This is a genomic window from Vibrio sp. EA2 (assembly GCF_033042495.1).
Lineage (GTDB): Bacteria > Pseudomonadota > Gammaproteobacteria > Enterobacterales > Vibrionaceae > Vibrio.
Genome location: NZ_JAWLID010000003.1, coordinates 16,294 through 35,622, shown reverse-complemented (window position 1 = coordinate 35,622; position 19,329 = coordinate 16,294). Strand labels below are relative to the sequence as shown.

Annotated in this window: 18 protein-coding genes; 10 read left to right on the top strand and 8 right to left on the bottom strand. The window is 45.5% G+C overall.

Annotation, left to right across the window (positions count from 1 at the left end; all coding sequences use genetic code 11):
• Positions 1-23: 23 nt before the first annotated feature.
• Entirely contained in the window at positions 24-899 is an 876-nt protein-coding gene (locus tag RXX31_RS08200) for a LysR family transcriptional regulator (protein WP_317588651.1), read from the top strand.
• Between the two features lie 124 nt (positions 900-1,023).
• Here the strand turns inward: RXX31_RS08200 and hpt are convergent, their stop codons facing one another.
• Positions 1,024-1,554, bottom strand: a complete 531-nt coding sequence (gene hpt / locus RXX31_RS08195; RefSeq protein ID WP_014232942.1) for a hypoxanthine phosphoribosyltransferase — start codon at positions 1,552-1,554, stop codon at positions 1,024-1,026.
• A gap of 315 nt (positions 1,555-1,869) precedes the next feature.
• Here hpt and RXX31_RS08190 point away from each other — a divergent pair, with 315 nt between their 5' ends.
• Positions 1,870-2,481: a LuxR/HapR/OpaR family quorum-sensing transcriptional regulator gene (locus RXX31_RS08190; protein ID WP_317588648.1), complete on the top strand. Its 612-nt coding sequence runs from the start codon at positions 1,870-1,872 to the stop codon at positions 2,479-2,481.
• 123 nt (positions 2,482-2,604) lie between these two features.
• On the opposite strand, the gene lpdA is transcribed toward RXX31_RS08190, so the two are convergent.
• The 5 genes from lpdA to ampD all read right to left on the bottom strand — a co-directional run bounded on the left by lpdA (position 2,605) and on the right by ampD (position 10,675).
• Positions 2,605-4,032 (bottom strand): dihydrolipoyl dehydrogenase, encoded by a 1,428-nt coding sequence (gene lpdA, locus RXX31_RS08185; protein ID WP_317588647.1) that lies wholly within the window; start codon positions 4,030-4,032, stop codon positions 2,605-2,607.
• Positions 4,033-4,309: 277 nt separating this feature from the next.
• Complete coding sequence (aceF, locus tag RXX31_RS08180) at positions 4,310-6,223, bottom strand: pyruvate dehydrogenase complex dihydrolipoyllysine-residue acetyltransferase (protein ID WP_317588645.1); 1,914 nt, start codon at positions 6,221-6,223, stop codon at positions 4,310-4,312.
• Between the two features lie 19 nt (positions 6,224-6,242).
• Positions 6,243-8,903, bottom strand: coding sequence for a pyruvate dehydrogenase (acetyl-transferring), homodimeric type (aceE, locus tag RXX31_RS08175; protein ID WP_317588644.1), 2,661 nt, complete (start codon positions 8,901-8,903; stop codon positions 6,243-6,245).
• A gap of 49 nt (positions 8,904-8,952) precedes the next feature.
• Complete coding sequence (gene pdhR, locus RXX31_RS08170) at positions 8,953-9,720, bottom strand: pyruvate dehydrogenase complex transcriptional repressor PdhR (RefSeq protein WP_264904476.1); 768 nt, start codon at positions 9,718-9,720, stop codon at positions 8,953-8,955.
• Positions 9,721-10,129: 409 nt separating this feature from the next.
• A complete protein-coding gene (gene ampD / locus RXX31_RS08165; protein WP_317588642.1) occupies positions 10,130-10,675 on the bottom strand; it encodes a 1,6-anhydro-N-acetylmuramyl-L-alanine amidase AmpD in 546 nt (181 codons plus the stop codon).
• Between the two features lie 92 nt (positions 10,676-10,767).
• Here ampD and nadC point away from each other — a divergent pair, with 92 nt between their 5' ends.
• The 8 genes from nadC (at position 10,768) to yacG (ending at position 17,904) form a co-directional block, all read left to right on the top strand.
• On the top strand, positions 10,768-11,655 hold the full coding sequence (nadC, locus tag RXX31_RS08160) for a carboxylating nicotinate-nucleotide diphosphorylase (protein ID WP_317588641.1): 888 nt from the start codon (positions 10,768-10,770) through the stop codon (positions 11,653-11,655).
• Between the two features lie 258 nt (positions 11,656-11,913).
• Positions 11,914-12,372, top strand: a complete 459-nt coding sequence (locus tag RXX31_RS08155; protein ID WP_317588640.1) for a prepilin-type N-terminal cleavage/methylation domain-containing protein — start codon at positions 11,914-11,916, stop codon at positions 12,370-12,372.
• On the top strand, positions 12,372-14,057 hold the full coding sequence (pilB, locus tag RXX31_RS08150) for a type IV-A pilus assembly ATPase PilB (protein WP_317588639.1): 1,686 nt from the start codon (positions 12,372-12,374) through the stop codon (positions 14,055-14,057). The genes RXX31_RS08155 and pilB overlap by 1 nt, the downstream gene beginning before the upstream one ends.
• Positions 14,058-14,087: 30 nt before the next feature.
• Entirely contained in the window at positions 14,088-15,311 is a 1,224-nt protein-coding gene (locus tag RXX31_RS08145; RefSeq protein ID WP_317588637.1) for a type II secretion system F family protein, read from the top strand.
• 67 nt (positions 15,312-15,378) lie between these two features.
• Positions 15,379-16,248: an A24 family peptidase gene (locus RXX31_RS08140; protein ID WP_317588636.1), complete on the top strand. Its 870-nt coding sequence runs from the start codon at positions 15,379-15,381 to the stop codon at positions 16,246-16,248.
• On the top strand, positions 16,249-16,863 hold the full coding sequence (coaE, locus tag RXX31_RS08135; RefSeq protein WP_317588635.1) for a dephospho-CoA kinase: 615 nt from the start codon (positions 16,249-16,251) through the stop codon (positions 16,861-16,863).
• A 26-nt stretch (positions 16,864-16,889) separates the two neighbouring features.
• Entirely contained in the window at positions 16,890-17,630 is a 741-nt protein-coding gene (gene zapD, locus RXX31_RS08130) for a cell division protein ZapD (RefSeq protein WP_317588634.1), read from the top strand.
• 79 nt (positions 17,631-17,709) lie between these two features.
• The gene (gene yacG, locus RXX31_RS08125; RefSeq protein ID WP_264904458.1) at positions 17,710-17,904 is read left to right on the top strand and encodes a DNA gyrase inhibitor YacG; all 195 of its coding nucleotides are present in this window, start codon (positions 17,710-17,712) and stop codon (positions 17,902-17,904) included.
• A gap of 266 nt (positions 17,905-18,170) precedes the next feature.
• Here the strand turns inward: yacG and rplS are convergent, their stop codons facing one another.
• Both rplS and trmD read right to left on the bottom strand, forming a co-directional pair.
• The gene (gene rplS / locus RXX31_RS08120; RefSeq protein WP_008073188.1) at positions 18,171-18,524 is read right to left on the bottom strand and encodes a 50S ribosomal protein L19; all 354 of its coding nucleotides are present in this window, start codon (positions 18,522-18,524) and stop codon (positions 18,171-18,173) included.
• Positions 18,525-18,565: 41 nt separating this feature from the next.
• Positions 18,566-19,327 (bottom strand): tRNA (guanosine(37)-N1)-methyltransferase TrmD, encoded by a 762-nt coding sequence (trmD, locus tag RXX31_RS08115; RefSeq protein WP_317588632.1) that lies wholly within the window; start codon positions 19,325-19,327, stop codon positions 18,566-18,568.
• Between the last annotated feature and the right edge of the window lie 2 nt (positions 19,328-19,329).

Genomic DNA, 19,329 nt, shown 5'->3' with positions numbered 1-19,329 from the left:
AAACCATTCTGTTTTTTAGAACTATGAGTCGACTCAACTACCATCATCTGTATTATTTCTGGCAAGTAGCGAAGCAGGGTAACCTCACCCAGACTGCGCATAAATTGCATATTTCTCAGTCGGCGCTTTCCTCACAAATCAAGCAATTAGAGCAATCTTTAGATGTTGAATTGTTCATGAGGAAAGGGCGTACATTGACGCTTACGGAAAGTGGCTATCATGCACTGAGCTATGCCGATGAAATATTCAAAAATGGTGAAGAGCTGGAAAAGCTTCTGACCAGTGGAAAAGCGCTGCCGGGCGCAACGATTCGTATTGGGATCTTATCAACCATTTCGCGTAACTTTATCGAACAGTTTATTCAGCCATTGATCAATCAGAATGACTGCCGTTACACGCTACAGTCCATGAGCCAGACAGGCTTATTAACTGCGCTTAGTGAGCTCCAGCTGGATATGGCGCTGACCAATATTCCCGTGCGAGGCTCAAATAAACAGAACTGGCAAAGCAGAGTACTCGCCAGACAAGCGGTGGCGATTATTGGCCCTCCCGGACTGGAACTAGGGCAGGATTTGGGCAATAGTTATCGCAACCAGCGGTGGGTGCTGCCATATGGTGAAACCCCTTTGCGTTCCGCATTTGATGCCTTTGCAGCTCAGTATCAATTGCAGCCGGAGATCATTGCCGAATCGGATGATATGGCAATGTTACGACTATTAACTCGTGACACTGGCGCATTGGCTGTGATGCCAGAAGTGGTGGTGAAGGATGAGTTGGATAATGGGATTCTAAAAAGCTACATGTTGCTTCCGAACGTATACGAAAACTTTTATGCAGTCACAATGAAACGGCGAGTGGTACACCCAAAACTGGATATGTTGATTCGCCCTTTGACTTAGGGCGTGTCGATGCTTAATCGCGTCGTTTTTAAAAACGAAAAGCCATCGCTCAATATCACTTCTGCTGACAAAGCAGGTTAATGGCGATGGCTTAAAACGATCTCAGGTTAGGTTAAGAGATCAATTACTCTTGAGGCACAACTTTACCGATAAATGGTAAATGACGGTATTTCTGAGCATAATCGATACCTACACCAACCACAAACTCATCTGGAATTTCAAAGCCAATCCAATCCACTGGAACATTGACTTCACGGCGAGATGGTTTATCCAACAGAGTACAGATCGCGATAGACTTTGGCTCACGCAGAGACAGGATTTCACGAATCTTATTCAGCGTATTGCCCGTATCAATAATGTCTTCAACAAGCAGAACATCTTTGCCTTTGATATCGTCATCTAGGTCTTTCAGGATACGAACATCACGCGAGCTTTCCATCGTATTGCCGTAGCTTGATGCCGTCATGAAATCAACTTGGTGAGTCAGGTCAATGGCACGAGCTAAATCGGCCATAAAAACAAATGAACCACGCAATAAGCCAACCAAAACCAGATCTTCGCTACCTTGGTAACGCTCAGTAATTTGCTTGCCTATTTCACGAACTCGATCCTGAACGACTTCCTCAGAAATCATGACTTCTACTGTATGTTTCATACTTTGCTCAATTTATTTGGTGGGTTAAGGTCACCGCGCAAACGATCACCTAATCTTACGGCGTGTAGTGTATCACCACGCTCATTACGTTAAAAGTCACAACCCTTTGCGAGGGTTTCTTGGGTGCATAGCTTGAATTTCACAATATTCTGACGAAAAGCATCAACAATCAGAGCATTACTGTCTACAAATCACACAACAAATGTTGACCTTGAGTATATGCACCATTACACTCATCACTTGCTTTAAGCAATTATTAAAATAATCAATTAGGGGGATTTCCCCCATACAACGAAAAATGGCAAGGTAAATATAATGGACTCAATCGCTAAGAGAGCCCGTACTAGGCTTTCCCCAATTAAGCGCAAGCAACAACTCATGGAAATCGCATTAGAAGTATTTGCGCGCCGCGGTATTGGCCGTGGTGGTCATGCAGATATCGCTGAGATCGCGCAGGTTTCTGTTGCAACCGTTTTTAACTACTTCCCGACACGAGAAGATCTTGTCGATGAGGTACTGAACCACGTAGTACGTCAGTTCTCGAATTTCCTTTCAGATAACATCGATTTAGACCTGCACGCACGCGACAATATTACTAACATCACCAGTGCAATGATTGAGCTGGTTAACCAAGATTGCCACTGGCTGAAAGTTTGGTTTGAATGGAGTGCTTCAACGCGCGACGAAGTTTGGCCACTATTCGTGTCAACCAACCGCACAAATCAGCTATTAGTACAGAACATGTTTATCAAAGCGATTGAGCGTGGTGAAGTGTGCAACTCACACAAACCTGAACACTTAACTAACCTATTCCACGGTATTTGCTACTCATTGTTTGTTCAGGCTAACCGCTTTAAAGGTGAAGATGGACTGAAGAATCTGGTCAGCTCATATCTGGATATGCTTTGTATCTACGATAATAAGTAAGGCTCACCGAGAGTTGACAAAGCCTGGCTCATGCCAGGCTTTTTTGTGTTTGATACCTAGCTTTTAAAAACAAAAAAACCGCTGAATGTTCAGCGGTTTTTATTATTTAATCAGTAAAGAAACTTACTTCTTTTTAACTGCTTTTTTGTTTGGAAGGTCAGTGATAGAACCTTCAAATACTTCAGCAGCCAGACCAACCGACTCGTGTAGAGTTGGGTGAGCGTGGATAGTCAGAGCGATATCTTCTGCATCACAACCCATCTCGATCGCCAGACCGATTTCGCCCAGTAGTTCACCACCGTTAGTACCAACGATAGCACCACCGATTACGCGGTGAGTTTCTTTGTCGAAGATTAGCTTAGTCATACCGTCTGAACAGTCAGATGCGATTGCACGACCTGATGCAGCCCATGGGAATGTTGCCACTTCGTACTTGATGCCTTCTTCTTTCGCTTCTTTCTCAGTCTTACCAACCCAAGCCACTTCTGGCTCAGTGTACGCGATTGAAGGGATAACTTTAGGGTCGAAGTAGTGCTTCTTACCAGAGATAACTTCAGCCGCTACGTGACCTTCATGCACACCTTTGTGCGCAAGCATTGGTTGACCAACAACATCACCGATCGCGAAGATGTGAGGAACGTTAGTACGCATTTGCTTGTCAACGTTGATGAAGCCGCGCTCGTCGATTTCAAGACCTGCTTTTTCACCGTCGATTAGCTTACCATTTGGTACACGACCGATAGCAACAAGAACCGCATCGTAGCGCTCTGCTTCAGCAGGTGCTTTCTTGCCTTCCATTGAAACGTAGATACCGTCTTCTTTCGCTTCAACTGCTGTTACTTTGGTTTCTAGCATTAGCTTGAACTTGTCTTTGATACGCTTGGTGTAAACCTTAACGATATCTTTGTCTGCTGCAGGAATTACCTGGTCAAACATTTCAACAACTTCAACTTTAGAACCTAGAGATTGGTAAACCGTACCCATTTCCAGACCGATGATACCACCACCCATGATAAGCAGTTTTTCTGGCACTTCTTTCAGTTCAAGAGCGTCAGTAGAATCCCAAATACGTGGGTCTTCATGCGGGATAAATGGCAGTTGGATTGGACGAGAACCAGCAGCAATGATCGCGTTGTCGAAGTTAACAACGGTAGACTCGCCTTCACCTTCTACAAGGATAGAGTTAGGGCCAGTAAACTTACCGTAACCGTTCACAACGGTTACGTTACGCATCTTAGCCATGCCGCTTAGGCCGCCAGTTAGTTGGTTAACAACTTTTTCTTTCCAGATACGGATTTTGCTGATGTCTGTTTGTGGCTCGCCGAATACAACGCCGTGATCAGCCATCGCTTTCGCTTCTTCAATCACTTTAGAAACGTGTAGAAGTGCTTTAGATGGGATACAACCCACGTTCAGACACACACCACCTAGAGTGCTGTAACGTTCAACAAGTACAGTTTCAAGACCTAAATCCGCACAACGGAATGCTGCAGAGTAACCAGCAGGACCAGAACCAAGTACAACAACTTGGGCTTTAATTTCTTTGCTCATTTTGACCTCTTGTAGTCATTATCCCTAACAGGCTGAGTAATTTTTGATTCTTTTTGTTTAAGTAAGACTTTTAAACAGTGACTTTCAGACCGCTAACAGTTTACAGAGATGTTAATGGCGTGAAAAGTAAATCAATTTAGCCTGTGAGCTAGACAACAATTCGATTGTGAAAACCCTGAACTAAATAAGGCGGACAACCAAATTGCCGATAATTTTTATTCGTTATTCGCTATAAACAGAGGCGGCTAAATTGCCGCCTCTCTCTCATCCACTTCTATTAAAGAACTAGACGACGAATGTCAGATAGACATGAGTTTAGGTAAGTGATGAAACGCGCACCTTCCGCACCATCGATCACACGGTGATCGTATGATAGAGACAGTGGAAGTTGTAGACGCGGTTCGAACTCTTTACCGTTCCATACTGGTTTCATCTCAGACTTAGATACACCCAGGATACCCACTTCTGGCGCGTTTACGATTGGAGTAAACGCAGTACCACCGATGCCGCCAAGGCTTGAGATAGTGAAACAGCCACCTTGCATGTCAGCCGCAGTTAGCTTACCTGCACGTGCTTTCTTAGAAACAACCATTAGCTCTTCAGATAGCTCGTAGATGCCTTTCTTGTTCACGTCTTTAAATACAGGAACAACCAGACCGTTTGGCGTATCTACCGCGATACCAACGTTCACGTATTTCTTCAGAATTAGGCTCTCACCGTCTTCTGATAGAGAAGAGTTGAACGCAGGGAACGCTTCAAGTGCTTTAGCAACTGCTTTCATGATGAACACAAGTGGCGTGATCTTCATACCAGTGTCTTTCTTCGCTTCAATCGCGTTTTGCTCTTTACGGAATGCTTCAAGAGCCGTGATGTCTGCGTTATCCCACTGTGTAACGTGCGGGATCATTACCCAGTTACGGTGTAGGTTAGCACCAGAGATCTTCTTAATGCGAGATAGCGGTTGAACTTCTGTCTCACCGAACTTGCTGAAGTCCACTTTTGGCCATGGTAGTAGACCAAGAGCTGCACCGTCGCCTTTGCCAGATGCTGCTGCACCAGACTCAAGACGCTTAAGCGCTTCTTTCACGTAGTTCTGAACGTCTTCTTTCAGGATACGGCTCTTACGACCAGAACCTTTAACCTTAGAAAGGTTTACGCCGAACTCACGAGCTAGACGACGAACAACTGGAGACGCGTGAGCGTACTCGTCGTTCTCTTTGAAATCGCCTGTCGCTGCTGGAGCTGCTGCCGCTGGAGCTTCTGCTTTAGGAGCTGCTGCTGCAGGTGCTGCCGCTTGAGCTGGAGCCGCTGCAGGAGCTGCAGGAGCTGCGCCAGCCACTTCGAATACCATAATTAGAGAGCCAGTAGACACTTTGTCGCCAGCTGCAATCTTGATTTCTTTAACTGTACCAGCGAATGGTGCAGGAACTTCCATAGAAGCTTTGTCGCCTTCAACAGTGATCAGAGATTGCTCTTCTTCCACTGTATCGCCAACTGCAACCATGATTTCAGTAACTTCTACTTCGTCGCCACCGATATCTGGAACGTTAACTTCTTTCGCCGCAGATGCTGCTGGAGCTGCCGCCGCTGGTGCTTCTGCTGCCGCAGGAGCTGCTGCTGGAGCACCTGAACCTGCTACTTCGAATACCATGATAAGAGAGCCAGTCGATACTTTATCGCCTGCTGCTACTTTGATCTCTTTTAGCGTACCCGCGAATGGAGCCGGTACTTCCATAGAGGCTTTATCGCCTTCTACCGTGATCAGAGATTGCTCTTCTTCGATGCTGTCGCCGATAGCTACCATAATTTCAGTAACTTCAACTTCGTCGCCACCGATGTCTGGAACGTTCACTTCTTTCAATTCTGCCGCCGCTGCTGGAGCTGCTGCTGGAGCTGCTGCTGGAGCCGCTTCCGCCGCAGGAGCAGGCGCAGCTTCTGCTGCACCCGGAGCGCCGGCCGCCTCGGTTTCGAAAATCATGATTAGAGAACCAGTAGAAACCTTGTCGCCTTCTGCAACTTTGATTTCTTTAACGATACCCGCTTGAGAAGCAGGAACTTCCATAGAAGCTTTATCGCCTTCAACAGTGATCAGAGACTGTTCTTCTTCGACCTTGTCGCCAACGCTCACAAGAATCTCAGTAACTTCAACCTCATCCGCACCGATGTCTGGTACATTAATTTCGATTGCCATTTCTTCTCTACCTTCTTAATTAAGCGTATAGCGGGTTTGTTTTCTCAGTGTCGATGTCGAATTTCTTAATTGCTTCTGCAACTACAGATTTTTCAACTTCACCACGTTTCGCTAGTTCAGTTAGCGCTGCTACGACTACATAACCTGCGTTCACTTCGAAGTGACGACGTAGGTTTTCACGGCTGTCTGAGCGACCAAAGCCGTCAGTACCAAGAACTTTGTATGATTCAGCAGGGATGAATGCACGAACCTGCTCTGCGTAGTTCTTCATGTAGTCAGTTGCTGCGATAGCTGGCTCAGTACCCATTACCGTCTGGATGTAAGGTACTTGTGCTTCCGCTTCTGGGTGTAGCATGTTGTAACGCTCAGCTGCTTGACCGTCGCGAGTCACTTCGTTGAATGACGTTACAGAGTAAACGTCAGAAGCAACACCGTAGTCATCGCTTAGGATTTGAGCTGCTTTACGTACTTCGTTCATGATAGTACCAGAGCTCATTAGCTGAACTTTACCTTTAGAACCTGTGTAAGTTTCTAGCTTGTAGATACCTTTACGGATGCCTTCTTCAGCGCCTTCTGGCATTGCTGGCATTGCGTAGTTCTCGTTCATCAGCGTTAGGTAGTAGAACACGTTCTCTTGATCACCATACATGCGACGGATACCGTCTTGCATGATTACCGCAACTTCGTAAGCGAATGTTGGGTCGTAAGAGATACAGTTAGGAACCGTACCCGCCATGATGTGCGAGTGGCCATCTTCGTGCTGCAGACCTTCACCGTTCAGTGTTGTACGACCAGCAGTTGCACCTAGTAGGAAACCACGTGCTTGTTGGTCACCAGCCATCCACGCCATGTCGCCCACACGTTGGAAGCCGAACATTGAGTAGTAGATGTAGAACGGGATCATTGGTAGGTCGTTCGTGCTGTATGAAGTTGCCGCTGCAACCCATGAAGACATAGCACCTAGCTCGTTGATACCTTCTTGTAGAACCTGACCTGAAGTCGCTTCTTTGTAGTAAGAAACTACGCCACGGTCTTCTGGTGTGTAAGTCTGGCCGTGCGGGTTGTAAATACCGATTTGACGGAACAGACCTTCCATACCGAATGTACGAGCTTCGTCCGCAATGATAGGAACAATGTTTTGACCAATGTTCTTATTCTTAAGCAGAACGTTAAGTGAACGTACAAATGCCATCGTAGAAGAGATGTCACGCTTCTGCTCTTCTAGCAGAGGCTTGAACTCTTCTAGCTCAGGAACAACAAGTTCTTGAGTGAAGTTTGGCAGACGCTGAGGTGTGTAACCGTGTAGCGCTTTACGACGAGCGTGTAGGTACTCGTGCTCTTTTGAACCTTCTTCAAGTTTCAGGTACTTAAGCTCTTTCACTGCTTCGTCAGTCAGAAGATCTTGTAGACCTAGACGATCACGTAGTTGTAGTACGTGAGTCATGTCCATCTTCTTAACTTGGTGCGCGATGTTCTTACCTTCAGCCGCTTCACCCATGCCGTAACCTTTAACAGTCTTAGCTAGGATAACCGTTGGACGGCCTTTAGTTTCTTGTGCGTTTTTGTATGCCGCGTATAGCTTAGAAGACTCGTGACCACCACGCTTAAGTGCGAAGATTTCGTCATCAGTCATGTCAGCTACTAGTGCTGCAGTCTCTGGGTATTTACCAAAGAAGTGCTCACGTACGTACGCGCCATCTTTTGATTTAAATGTTTGGTAGTCGCCGTCAATCGTTTCGTTCATAAGCTGTAGAAGCTTACCCGTCGTATCTTTAGCTAGTAGAGAATCCCAGTTGTTACCCCAGATTACTTTTACTACGTTCCAGCCAGCACCCTTGAACAGACCTTCAAGTTCCTGAATGATCTTACCGTTACCCATTACAGGGCCGTCTAGACGCTGAAGGTTACAGTTGATTAGGAAACATAGGTTGTCTAGCTTCTCACGCGCCGCGAAAGAGATAGCACCACGTGATTCTGGCTCATCCATCTCACCGTCACCCAGGAACGCGTATACGCGCTGCTCAGAAGTGTCTTTCAGACCACGGCCTTCAAGGTACTTAAGGAAACGAGCTTGGTAGATAGAAGCGATTGGACCCAGACCCATAGATACCGTTGGGAACTGCCAGAATTCAGGCATTAGTTTAGGGTGTGGGTATGACGGGATACCTTTACCATCTACTTCTTGACGGAAGTTGTCTAGCTGCTCTTCAGTTAGACGGCCTTCAACGAATGCACGAGAGTAGATACCTGGTGAGATGTGACCTTGGTAGTAAACTAGGTCGCCACCATCCTTCTCGTTTGGAGCACGGAAGAAATGGTTGAAACATGTTTCGTAGAATGCAGCAGAAGACTGGAAAGACGCCATGTGGCCGCCTAGTTCTAGGTCTTTCTTCGATGCACGTAGAACGATCATAATTGCGTTCCAGCGGATGATGGAACGAATACGACGCTCAAGTGTTGTGTCACCTGGGTAAGCTGGTTCTTGATCTGCTGGAATCGTGTTGATGTAGTTCGTGGTGATTCCAGTTGGCATGTCAACACCGTCTAGACGTGCTTTATCTAGAACTTGCTCAAGTAGGAACTGAGCACGCTCTACGCCTTCTTCACGTACAACTGACTCAAGTGCCTGTAGCCATTCTTGAGTTTCCAGTGCATCTACGTCATGCTTCATATCAGACATGGCGATCTATCCTTCTGTTGGTTGGATCTATAAAACAAGCAAATCGTCGTTATGAGTCATTGCCCTGTTGCATTCGACGTAAAGAGCGTTCACGACGAGACTCTTCTCTGGTCAAATCCAACAATGTTTCTTCAATATAAGCTAAGTGTGAATGTGACATCTCACGCGCCTTTTCTGGCTGACCAGAAACAATCGCATCCACGATGTTAGCTCGGTGTTTACTTACTTTCTCGACCGCCTCAGGGCGGCGATGCAATAATTTAAAATTCTGTAGAATATTTTGCTCAAGCAAAGGTGCGAGGCTGCGCACAATGTGCAGGAGCACTACGTTATGAGCCGCTTCCGTTAAAGCAATTAAGAACTGCATGACTTCCGCCGATTCAGCGGCGACATCGTCATTGGATTGCGCTTGGCTGATTCGTTCAAGACAGGCTTGAATTCGAGCAAAATCTTCTTCGGTACCACGAACAGCTGCAAAGTAAGCGGCAATACCTTCCATCGCGTGACGCGTTTCCAGTAAATCCAGCTGAGTTTCAGAGTGACTAGACAATAAATTTAGCAGAGGATCGGAAAAACTTTTCCAGATGTTGTCGCTAACAAAAGTGCCACCACCCTGACGACGAGTAAGAAGACGCTTAGCTTCAAGGCGTTGAATTGCCTCACGGATCGACGGACGAGAAACATCAAACTGTTTTGCCAGTTCGCGCTCTGGTGGCAACTGCTGCCCCGGAGACAATGTTCCTTCCACAATCAACCTTTCTAACTCTTGTTCAATAACATCAGAGAGCTTTGGCTGACGAATCCTTTGATAAGCCATAATTTATTATTCTTCTACTCTTGCAGGTAATTGGTAATACCAATTTTAAGTTGGTGCAGAAATTAACATAATTAAAACGTCACTGTCCAGCCAAAAATTGACCTAAATCATAGAACAAGCCTAGCTAGAACACTCTGATAACAATTGACGGTTAAAACAGCAATAAAATTGGTCTTACCAATTACAATAACAAAACAAGTGGGGAAATGACGTGCTGACCATTTTGAAAGTAAAAGCATAAAATGACAAAACGATCAGGGCAAATACGGGCCACTTCCCTCGCTGAGCAGACAAAAATGTAGTTAATTTTCAACAAAAGTAATTATTTTTTGTATACAAAAAGGCATGGTTTACACCATGCCTTATTGATTTTATCTTTCAAAATTTACATATTTATCACAACCTGATTTCAAATCAGTCGTCGATATTTCACCCAATCAAAGCTTAAGCCGGGATCACTTTTTCGCAGCGGCGCAATGTATTGGTGACCCGTAATTCGTTGGGGAGTCAGGTTAGGATATTGCTGCATCACCGCTTGAGTTAACTCTGCAAGTGACTGATATTGCTCATCTGTATACGCTACAAACTCGGTCCCTTCCAGCTCAATACCGATTGAGTAATCATTGCATCCCGCTCGTCCGGCAAAACTTGACTGCCCCGCATGCCATGCTCTATCAAGAAAGGAAACAAACTGAACAACCTCGCCATTTCTCTTGATCAAACAATGAGCCGAAACTCTCATTTTGTGAATTATGTCAAAAAATGGATGCACTGCCGGATCCAGATTTCCACTGAAAAAATCTTCAATATAAGGGCCGCCAAACTGACCGGGCGGTAAACTGATGTTATGCACGACGAGTAGAGAGATATCAGTTATATCTGATCGCGCATCAAAAAAAGGCGATGGAACGTGCTTGGCTTGTGTCAGCCAGCCGTTCTCGGTTATTGGGGGCATATCAACCTCTCTAGTTTGCAAATTAACTGCTGAAATTATTGACACCGGAGAGTATCATTCGTTGCCATCTCCCTTTCAATACTAGATTTGCGATGAAGAACACACACAACAGCCAAGAACGCCTGGAATACCTGAAACAACAACTTCCTCTGGAGATCACTCGCTCCGTCGCCGACACCTTAAAAGAAGACCTCGGCGGCACAGTGGATATCAACAACGATATCACCGCATCTCTTATCCCTGCAGATGCTATTAATACGGCAACGCTCATCACTCGTGAGCACGGTGTGTTCTGCGGTCAGGCTTGGGCGGATGAAGTCTTTAAACAGTTGGGCGGTAAAGTCACTATCGAGTGGCATGTACAAGACGGTGACAAGGTTGAGCCAAACCAGACACTTTGCACACTTACAGGCCCTGCTCGTGACTTGCTTACCGGTGAACGTAATGCGATGAACTTTATTCAGACGCTTTCAGGTTGTGCGACCACAACGTCCGTGTACGCAGAAAAGATCGCGCACACAGAATGTCGTCTGTTAGATACACGCAAAACTATTCCAGGTCTGCGCAGCGCTCTAAAATACGCGGTCGCTTGTGGCGGTGGCTTCAACCACCGTATTGGTGTATTCGATGCGTACCTGATTAAAGAGAACCACATCATTGCCTGCGGCGGCATCACTCAAGCGATCACAACAGCAAAAGAGTTAAACCCAGGCAAACCAGTCGAAGTAGAAACAGAAAGCTTGGACGAGTTAAAAGAAGCGATTGAAGCCGGTGCGGACATCATCATGCTGGATAACTTTACCAAAGAGATGATGCGTGAAGCAGTAGAAATCAACGCAGGTCGCGCAGCATTAGAAAACTCTGGCAACATCACCTTAGACACTATCGCAGAATACGCAGAAACTGGCGTAGATTACATCTCTGTCGGCGCGCTAACCAAGCACCTGAAAGCGATGGATCTTTCGATGCGCTTCAAATAATCAATTGACAAAAACCATATTAGACAAACAAATTCAACAAGTTACAAAACAAACATTAAATAAAGGGCCCTTTGGCCCTTTATTTTTATCCGTAAAAAGCCAAATCAATCGCAATTCATTGCATATCAAATGTAATTAAGCATTAAAGATATCTATCTGACTCGATCACCCGCTGCCTGCCAGTTTTCACCACTTCTTACTCTCCATAATCTTGTGCCAATGCAACAGCATTATCTATCTCATGAGAAGGAAGAGAAAATGAATTCAAATAAACACAAAAAACAGCAAGGCTTTACGCTGATTGAATTAATGATTGTGGTGGCGATTATTGGGGTACTATCTGCTTTTGCTATCCCTGCATATTCTGACTATACACAGCGCACTAGAGTAGCAGGTGCAGCAGCCGGTATAAGTGGCTTCAAAACAGCAGTTGCAATGTGTGCTCAGGATTTAGGTCAACTTGCGGGTTGTGACCATAATAGTAATGGTATTCCAGACACAATAGCTACAGGTGACAACGGTGCAACTATTTCGTTTGTAGATGAACTTACCGTCGCAAATGGAGAGATAAATATGACTACGACTGGTGTTGATGGGAGCGGTAACAAACTGGCCTTGAAATTAACTCCTACTATTGGCAATGGTGTTGTTCAGTGGGATATTGACGGAACTGGTTGTACTACTGCCGGACGTAGTATCGACTGTTCAGGTAACTAATGAACTTCACCCTATCAACGATTCTTCGTCAATCAGGGTTGATCAATTTACCTCAAGAAGAATCGTTATTAGAGCAAATCAACGCTTCTAGTATGTCGATGCCGGAAGCGTTAGTCAATTCTGGCTTATTTACTTCTAGTGAACTCGCGACTCACCTTAGTTCAATCTTTGGTTTACCCTGCGAATCCTTATCTCACTATGATTACACCGCCCTATGCCAAAAATTGGGGCTACGTGAACTGATCACCCGTCACAATGCCCTGCCACTGGAACGAACGCCTTCGACTTTAACTCTGGCCATTGCCGACCCAACGAACCAACAAGCTGAAGATGATTTTCGCTTTGCTACCGGATTACAGGTTGATCTTGTCATCGTAGATTTTTCTGAACTTGATGCTGCGATTCGCCGTTTGTACGGTCGCGCGTTAGGTCAGGAGAGAGCCGGCTTAAAAGAGATCAATCAAGAAGAATTGGCTAATTTGGTTGACGTCGGTGCTGATGAAATCGATAACATCGAAGATTTAAGTCAGGACGAGTCACCGGTTAGTCGCTATATCAACCAAATTTTGCTTGATGCTGTGCGTAAAGGCGCATCCGATATCCACTTTGAGCCTTATGAAAAAATGTACCGAGTCCGGCTGCGTTGCGACGGTATTCTGATTGAGACTCAACAGCCGCCAAACCATTTAAGTCGACGCTTATCTGCCCGAATCAAAATTCTGTCCAAGCTTGATATTGCTGAAAGGCGCATGCCGCAAGACGGTCGAATAAAGTTAAAGCTTAATCAAGACACTGCGATTGATATGCGAGTGTCCACCTTACCGACTCTATTCGGAGAAAAAATCGTATTGCGACTGCTCGACAGCAGCTCCGCTTCTCTGGATATTGATAAACTAGGCTACAGTGATCAGCAAAAACAGTTGTACTTAGATGCTCTGCGTCGTCCACAAGGCATGATTTTAATGACCGGCCCAACCGGCAGCGGCAAAACCGTCTCGTTGTACACAGGGCTGAGCATACTCAATAAACCAGAGATCAATATTTCTACGGCTGAAGACCCGGTCGAAATTAACCTCTCCGGAATTAATCAGGTTCAGGTTCAACCCAAGATTGGCTTTGGGTTTGCTGAGGCACTGCGCTCTTTCCTGCGCCAAGATCCTGATGTGGTCATGGTGGGAGAAATCCGCGATCTGGACACAGCAGAGATCGCAATTAAAGCCTCACAAACCGGGCACTTAGTCTTGTCGACACTCCACACAAACTCAGCCGCTGAAACCGTTATCCGCCTAACGAATATGGGCGTAGAAAGCTTTAACCTCGCCTCTTCGCTCAGCCTTATTATTGCCCAGCGCTTAGCTCGTAAACTTTGTCCCCACTGTAAACAGCCTCAAGAGATTACCGCCCCATTACAACATATCGGTATTAAAGCGACTGACCAGATTTATCAAGCTAACCTAAATGGTTGCAACCACTGTACACAAGGCTATTCGGGACGAACAGGCATCTATGAAGTGATGCGCTTCGATGAGTTTCTCTCAGAAGCACTGATTAAAGGAGCCTCGGTACATCAACTCGAAAAGCTCGCGATCCGTAACGGTATGAGCACGCTACAAATGTCGGGTATCGAAAAGCTTAAGCAAGGAGTCACAAGCTTTAGCGAACTGCAGCGTGTGCTCTATTTTTAATTTCACTTTGAATTAGCAGCCATTTAGCCTATGAAAACGACGACCCCACAACTCAAGAACTTCCGCTGGAAAGGCATTAATAGCTCAGGAAAAAAGACCTCAGGACAAACTCTGGCCATGAGCGAAGTGGAAGTTCGCGAACGCCTAAACTCCCAGCATATAAAAATCAAAAAACTGAAAAAAAGCAGTATTTCCTTTGTGACCAAACTGAGCCACCGGGTAAAAGGCAAAGACATCACCGTTTTTACTCGTCAAATTTCGACCATGCTGATTACTGGTGTTCCACTCGTTCAAGCGTTGAAATTGGTTTCCAATAACCATAAAAAAGCCGAGATGAAGTCTATTTTGATGAGCGTAACTCGAGCGGTTGAAGCCGGCACCCCCCTGTCTAAAGCAATGCGCACGGCAAGCACACACTTTGACTCACTTTATACAGACCTTATCTCTACCGGAGAACTCTCTGGTAATCTGCCAGAGGTGTTTGAGCGACTGGCCACCTACCGTGAGAAAAGTGAGGAACTAAGAGCGAAAGTCATTAAGGCCCTGATTTACCCGGCTATGGTCATTTTGGTTGCGCTCGGCGTGTCCTATCTCATGCTAACGAAGGTCATCCCCGAGTTTGAAAAAATGTTTTCCGGGTTTGGTGCTGATTTACCATGGTTCACCAGACAAGTGTTAGACTTGTCGGCGTGGATGCAAAATTGGGGTTCATTCATCGCTCTGGGGACATTAAGCTTAGTTATATCAGCAAGGATACTCGTACAACGTTCTGATTCTTTTCGCTTGATGATGGATCGCGCCATATTGAGAATCCCAGTACTTGGCCCTGTGTTGTCCAAAGCTGCTATTGCTAAATTTAGCCGCACCCTGGCCACCAGCTTTAACGCGGGTATTCCTATTCTGACCAGTTTAAAAACCACCTCAAAAACGTCAGGAAACCTGCACTATCAACTGGCAGTTGACGAGGTCTATCGTGATACTGCCGCTGGTATGCCGATGTATGTTGCAATGCGTAACTGCGATGTCTTCCCTGAATTGGTGCTACAAATGGTGATGATTGGGGAAGAGTCCGGACGGCTTGATGAGATGCTCAATAAAGTCGCGACTATTTATGAATTCGAGGTCGACAATACCGTCGATAACTTAAGCAAGATTCTTGAACCACTGATTATCGTTTTTCTTGGCGTCGTTGTTGGCGGATTAGTGACAGCAATGTACCTGCCAATCTTTAACTTAATGAGCGTATTAGGCTAAAATGAGGGCTGTAAATTAATCATCAAAACAGCACCTTGCCGTTTGATGCACCGCTCAAGAGACAAATATGGAAGTATTGCTGTACTACCCATGGTTATTCGTTGTATTCGCCGTGGTTTTTGGTTTGATCGTGGGAAGTTTTCTCAACGTCGTCATCTATCGACTGCCAAAAATCATGGAGCTGGAATGGCGCCGTGAATGTGCTGAGTCTTTTCCTGAATACAATATTGAATCACCTAAAGAAGTACTCACATTAAGCGTACCCCGCTCCTCTTGCCAACAATGCGGTACTCCGATTCGCATTCGCGATAACATCCCTGTGATCAGTTGGCTACTTCTAAAAGGTAAATGCCACAACTGTAGCGCACCGATCAGTGCCAGATATCCACTTGTAGAAATATTGACGGCAGCATGCTCTGGCTATGTTGCGTTTCATTTTGGCTTCAGTTATTACACTGTTGCACTAATATTCTTTACTTTCATTTTAATCGCAGCGACATTTATCGATCTCGATACCATGCTGCTGCCCGATCAATTAACATTGCCATTAACTTGGACTGGCATTGTCCTAGCATTGCTCGAAGTCAGTCCTGTTAGTCTGCAAGATGCCGTGATCGGTGCTATCGCCGGATACTTATGTCTCTGGTCTGTTTATTGGGGCTTCAAGCTTCTGACAGGCAAGGAAGGCATGGGTTATGGCGACTTTAAGCTACTCGCCGCGCTTGGCGCATGGCTGGGCTGGCAAGCCCTACCAATGATCATTTTGCTTTCTTCCATCGTAGGCGTCATATTTGGAATAATTCAACTACGATTGCAAAAGAAAGGGATCGAAATGGCCTTCCCTTTTGGTCCTTACTTAGCGATTGCCGGATGGGTAAGTTTACTCTGGGGCGATCAAATTCTAAATTGGTATTTTACATCAATTCTAGGAGTGTAAATGGCTTTGGTTATTGGCCTAACAGGCGGTATAGCCAGTGGAAAAACCACTGTAGCGAATCTGTTCAAGCAACAATTTAAAATCGACATCGTTGATGCAGATGTGGTTGCAAGAGAAGTCGTCGAGCCCGGCACACCGGGACTAGCAGCAATTATTGAACACTTTGGTAGCGACATTGTTCGTGATGACCAAATGCTCGATAGGGCGAAGTTAAGAGAGAAGATCTTTTCTAACCCAGAAGAAAAAGCATGGCTGAATAAGCTATTGCATCCGAACATTCGCGAAAAAATGGTAGAAGACTTACAGCAGGTCACCTCTGATTATGCGCTTTTGGTTGTACCGTTACTGGTAGAAAACCAACTTGAAAGCCTTTGTGACCGTGTTCTCGTGGTAGATGTCGCTCCTGAAACGCAAATATCCCGTACGATGAAACGTGATAATGTCAGTGAACAGCAAGCCCGAGCAATACTTGCCTCGCAGGCATCAAGACAGCAAAGGCTCGATATGGCGGACGATGTGGTTAAAAACAACCCGGACGACCAAGATCTTTTGCTTCAAATCACAGATTTGCATGAAAAGTACCTAGCCATGTGTAAGAAAAATCTGCAAAATTAGAATGAAACTCACCAAGGCTTATGTTGATGACCACGCACAAATTTGAACATCCATTAAATGAGAAAACTCGTATCTATCTAAGAGTAGAGTCTCTGCTGCGTCAGGCTCACTTGGCCTCTGGTTTTGCCGAAACTCACCAGTACCAGTTATTTTTCCGTGCGTTGTTTGATATGGTCGAGATCTTTGAGCAGCTACAACTGAAAAGTGAGCTAGCTAAAGACCTTGAAAAGCAGCGCCTGACTTATCGACACTGGCTTAATGTGGAAGGCGTGGATCAAGAAGCACTGACATCATTACTCAATGATATCGATGTGGTTCACAAACAGTTGATGGGAGCCGAAAGGTTTGGCCAGGCACTGAAAGATGATCGCTTTTTAAGTTCGATCCGACAAAGATTTAATCTGCCTGGTGGTTCTTGTTGCTTTGATTTACCGGCTTTGCATTACTGGTTGCATTTACCGCTTGAGCGAAAAAAGCAGGATGCGCAGAAATGGCTGGAAAGCTTAAAACCGCTTTCTGATGCGCTGAGTTTATGGCTAAAGTTAACCCGTGAAACCGGGCAGTTTAAAGCTCAAATCGGCCGCGCTGGCTTCTTCCAGAGTGATGCTGATGAAGCGAATATTCTTCGACTTCATATCCCTATGGACCATGGCGTCTACCCGATGATTTCGGGGCACAAGAACCGCTTTGCGATTAAGTTTATGTCGTTTGAAAGCGGCCAAGCTTATACCCAAGATGTCGAGTTTGAATTAGCAGTTTGTAGCTAGCCGCAACTCACTCTACTACAATTTTTATACCCTTCTTATCATCCAGATATTTGTTAGAACATAAAGGGACGAACCATCCATGTCTAAAATTACTATCGTTCAATGCCCTCAATGTGGAGCCGACGTAGAATGGGGAGAACAGAGCCCTCATCGACCATTCTGTAGCAAAAAATGCCAGATGATTGATTTTGGCGAATGGGCAGACGAAGAGAACACGATTCCAGGCGCACCAGATATGTCGGACAGTGACGGCTGGTCAGAAGATCAGTATTAAAAGGGGCTAGGTTCTAGGGCCCTAGGTCCTAGGAAAAGATATTGGGAATACAGAATACAGAATACGGGTTAAATTTCCCTTCTGTAATCTGGATTCCGTAAGCGAAGCTCCCTGTATTCCAAATACAACAAACACCTGAGCTTACGCTTCTCACTAAACGTACCGCAAACACATCTAGGACCCTAGGACCTTTCTTTACCTAGGACCTATAAATAAAAAAACGGAGCCCTAAAGGACTCCGTTTAATGAGAACGCTAGTTATAGCATTACTTCTTAGCAAGCTTCTCTTTGATACGAGCAGACTTACCAGAACGCTCACGTAGGTAGTACAGCTTGGCACGACGTACTGCACCACGGCGTTTAACTTCGATGCTATCAACGATTGGAGAGTGTGTTTGGAACGTACGCTCAACACCTTCACCGTTAGAGATCTTACGTACAGTGAAAGCAGAGTGTAGACCACGGTTACGGATTGCGATTACAACGCCTTCGAAAGCCTGTAGACGCTCACGGTCACCTTCTTTTACCTTAACTTGAACTACAACAGTGTCACCTGGTGCAAATTTAGGTAGGTCTGATTTCATTTGCTCTTGCTCAAGAGCTTTGATGATGTTACTCATTTTTAAAATTCCTAGAATAAACTGATACTAAATAAATTAGGTTACTTGTTCTGATGTTCTTTAACGGCTTTATGCTCATTAACAAACTCGGCAAGTAATTGTTCCTGTTCGTCAGTCAGAGCTAGGTTTTCCAGGAGCTCTGGTCTTCTTAGCCAAGTTCGGCCCAGCGACTGTTTGAGTCGCCATTGACGAATGTCCTTGTGATTACCTGACATCAGTACCGCTGGTACCTCTTTGCCATCCAACACTTCCGGACGCGTATAATGAGGGCAATCTAGCAAGCCATTAGCAAAAGAGTCTTCTTCTGCTGACGAAAAATCTCCAAGGACTCCCGGTATAAACCGAGAAACCGAATCAATTAACGTCATGGCTGGTATCTCGCCACCCGTCATCACAAAATCCCCAATCGACCATTCTTCGTCGACTTCAGATTGAATGATGCGCTCATCTACCCCTTCATATCGGCCACAGATAAGAAGTAAATTCTCATTTGTTGCCAGTTCTTCAACTCCGGTCTGGTCGAGTTTTCGACCTTGAGGAGAGAGGTAAATGACTTTCGTCTTACCCGGTGAGGCTTGCTTAGCAGTATGAATGGCATCGCGCAAAGGCTGCACCATCATTAACATACCAGGGCCACCACCGTAAGGTCGATCATCGACAGTTCGATGTTTGTCGTGAGTGAAATCTCGAGGATTCCAAGTCTCAATCGACAAAAGACCTTTTTTAACCGCTTGACCTGTTACTCCAAAATCAGTAACAGAACGGAACATTTCAGGAAACAGGCTAATAACGCCAACCCACATGT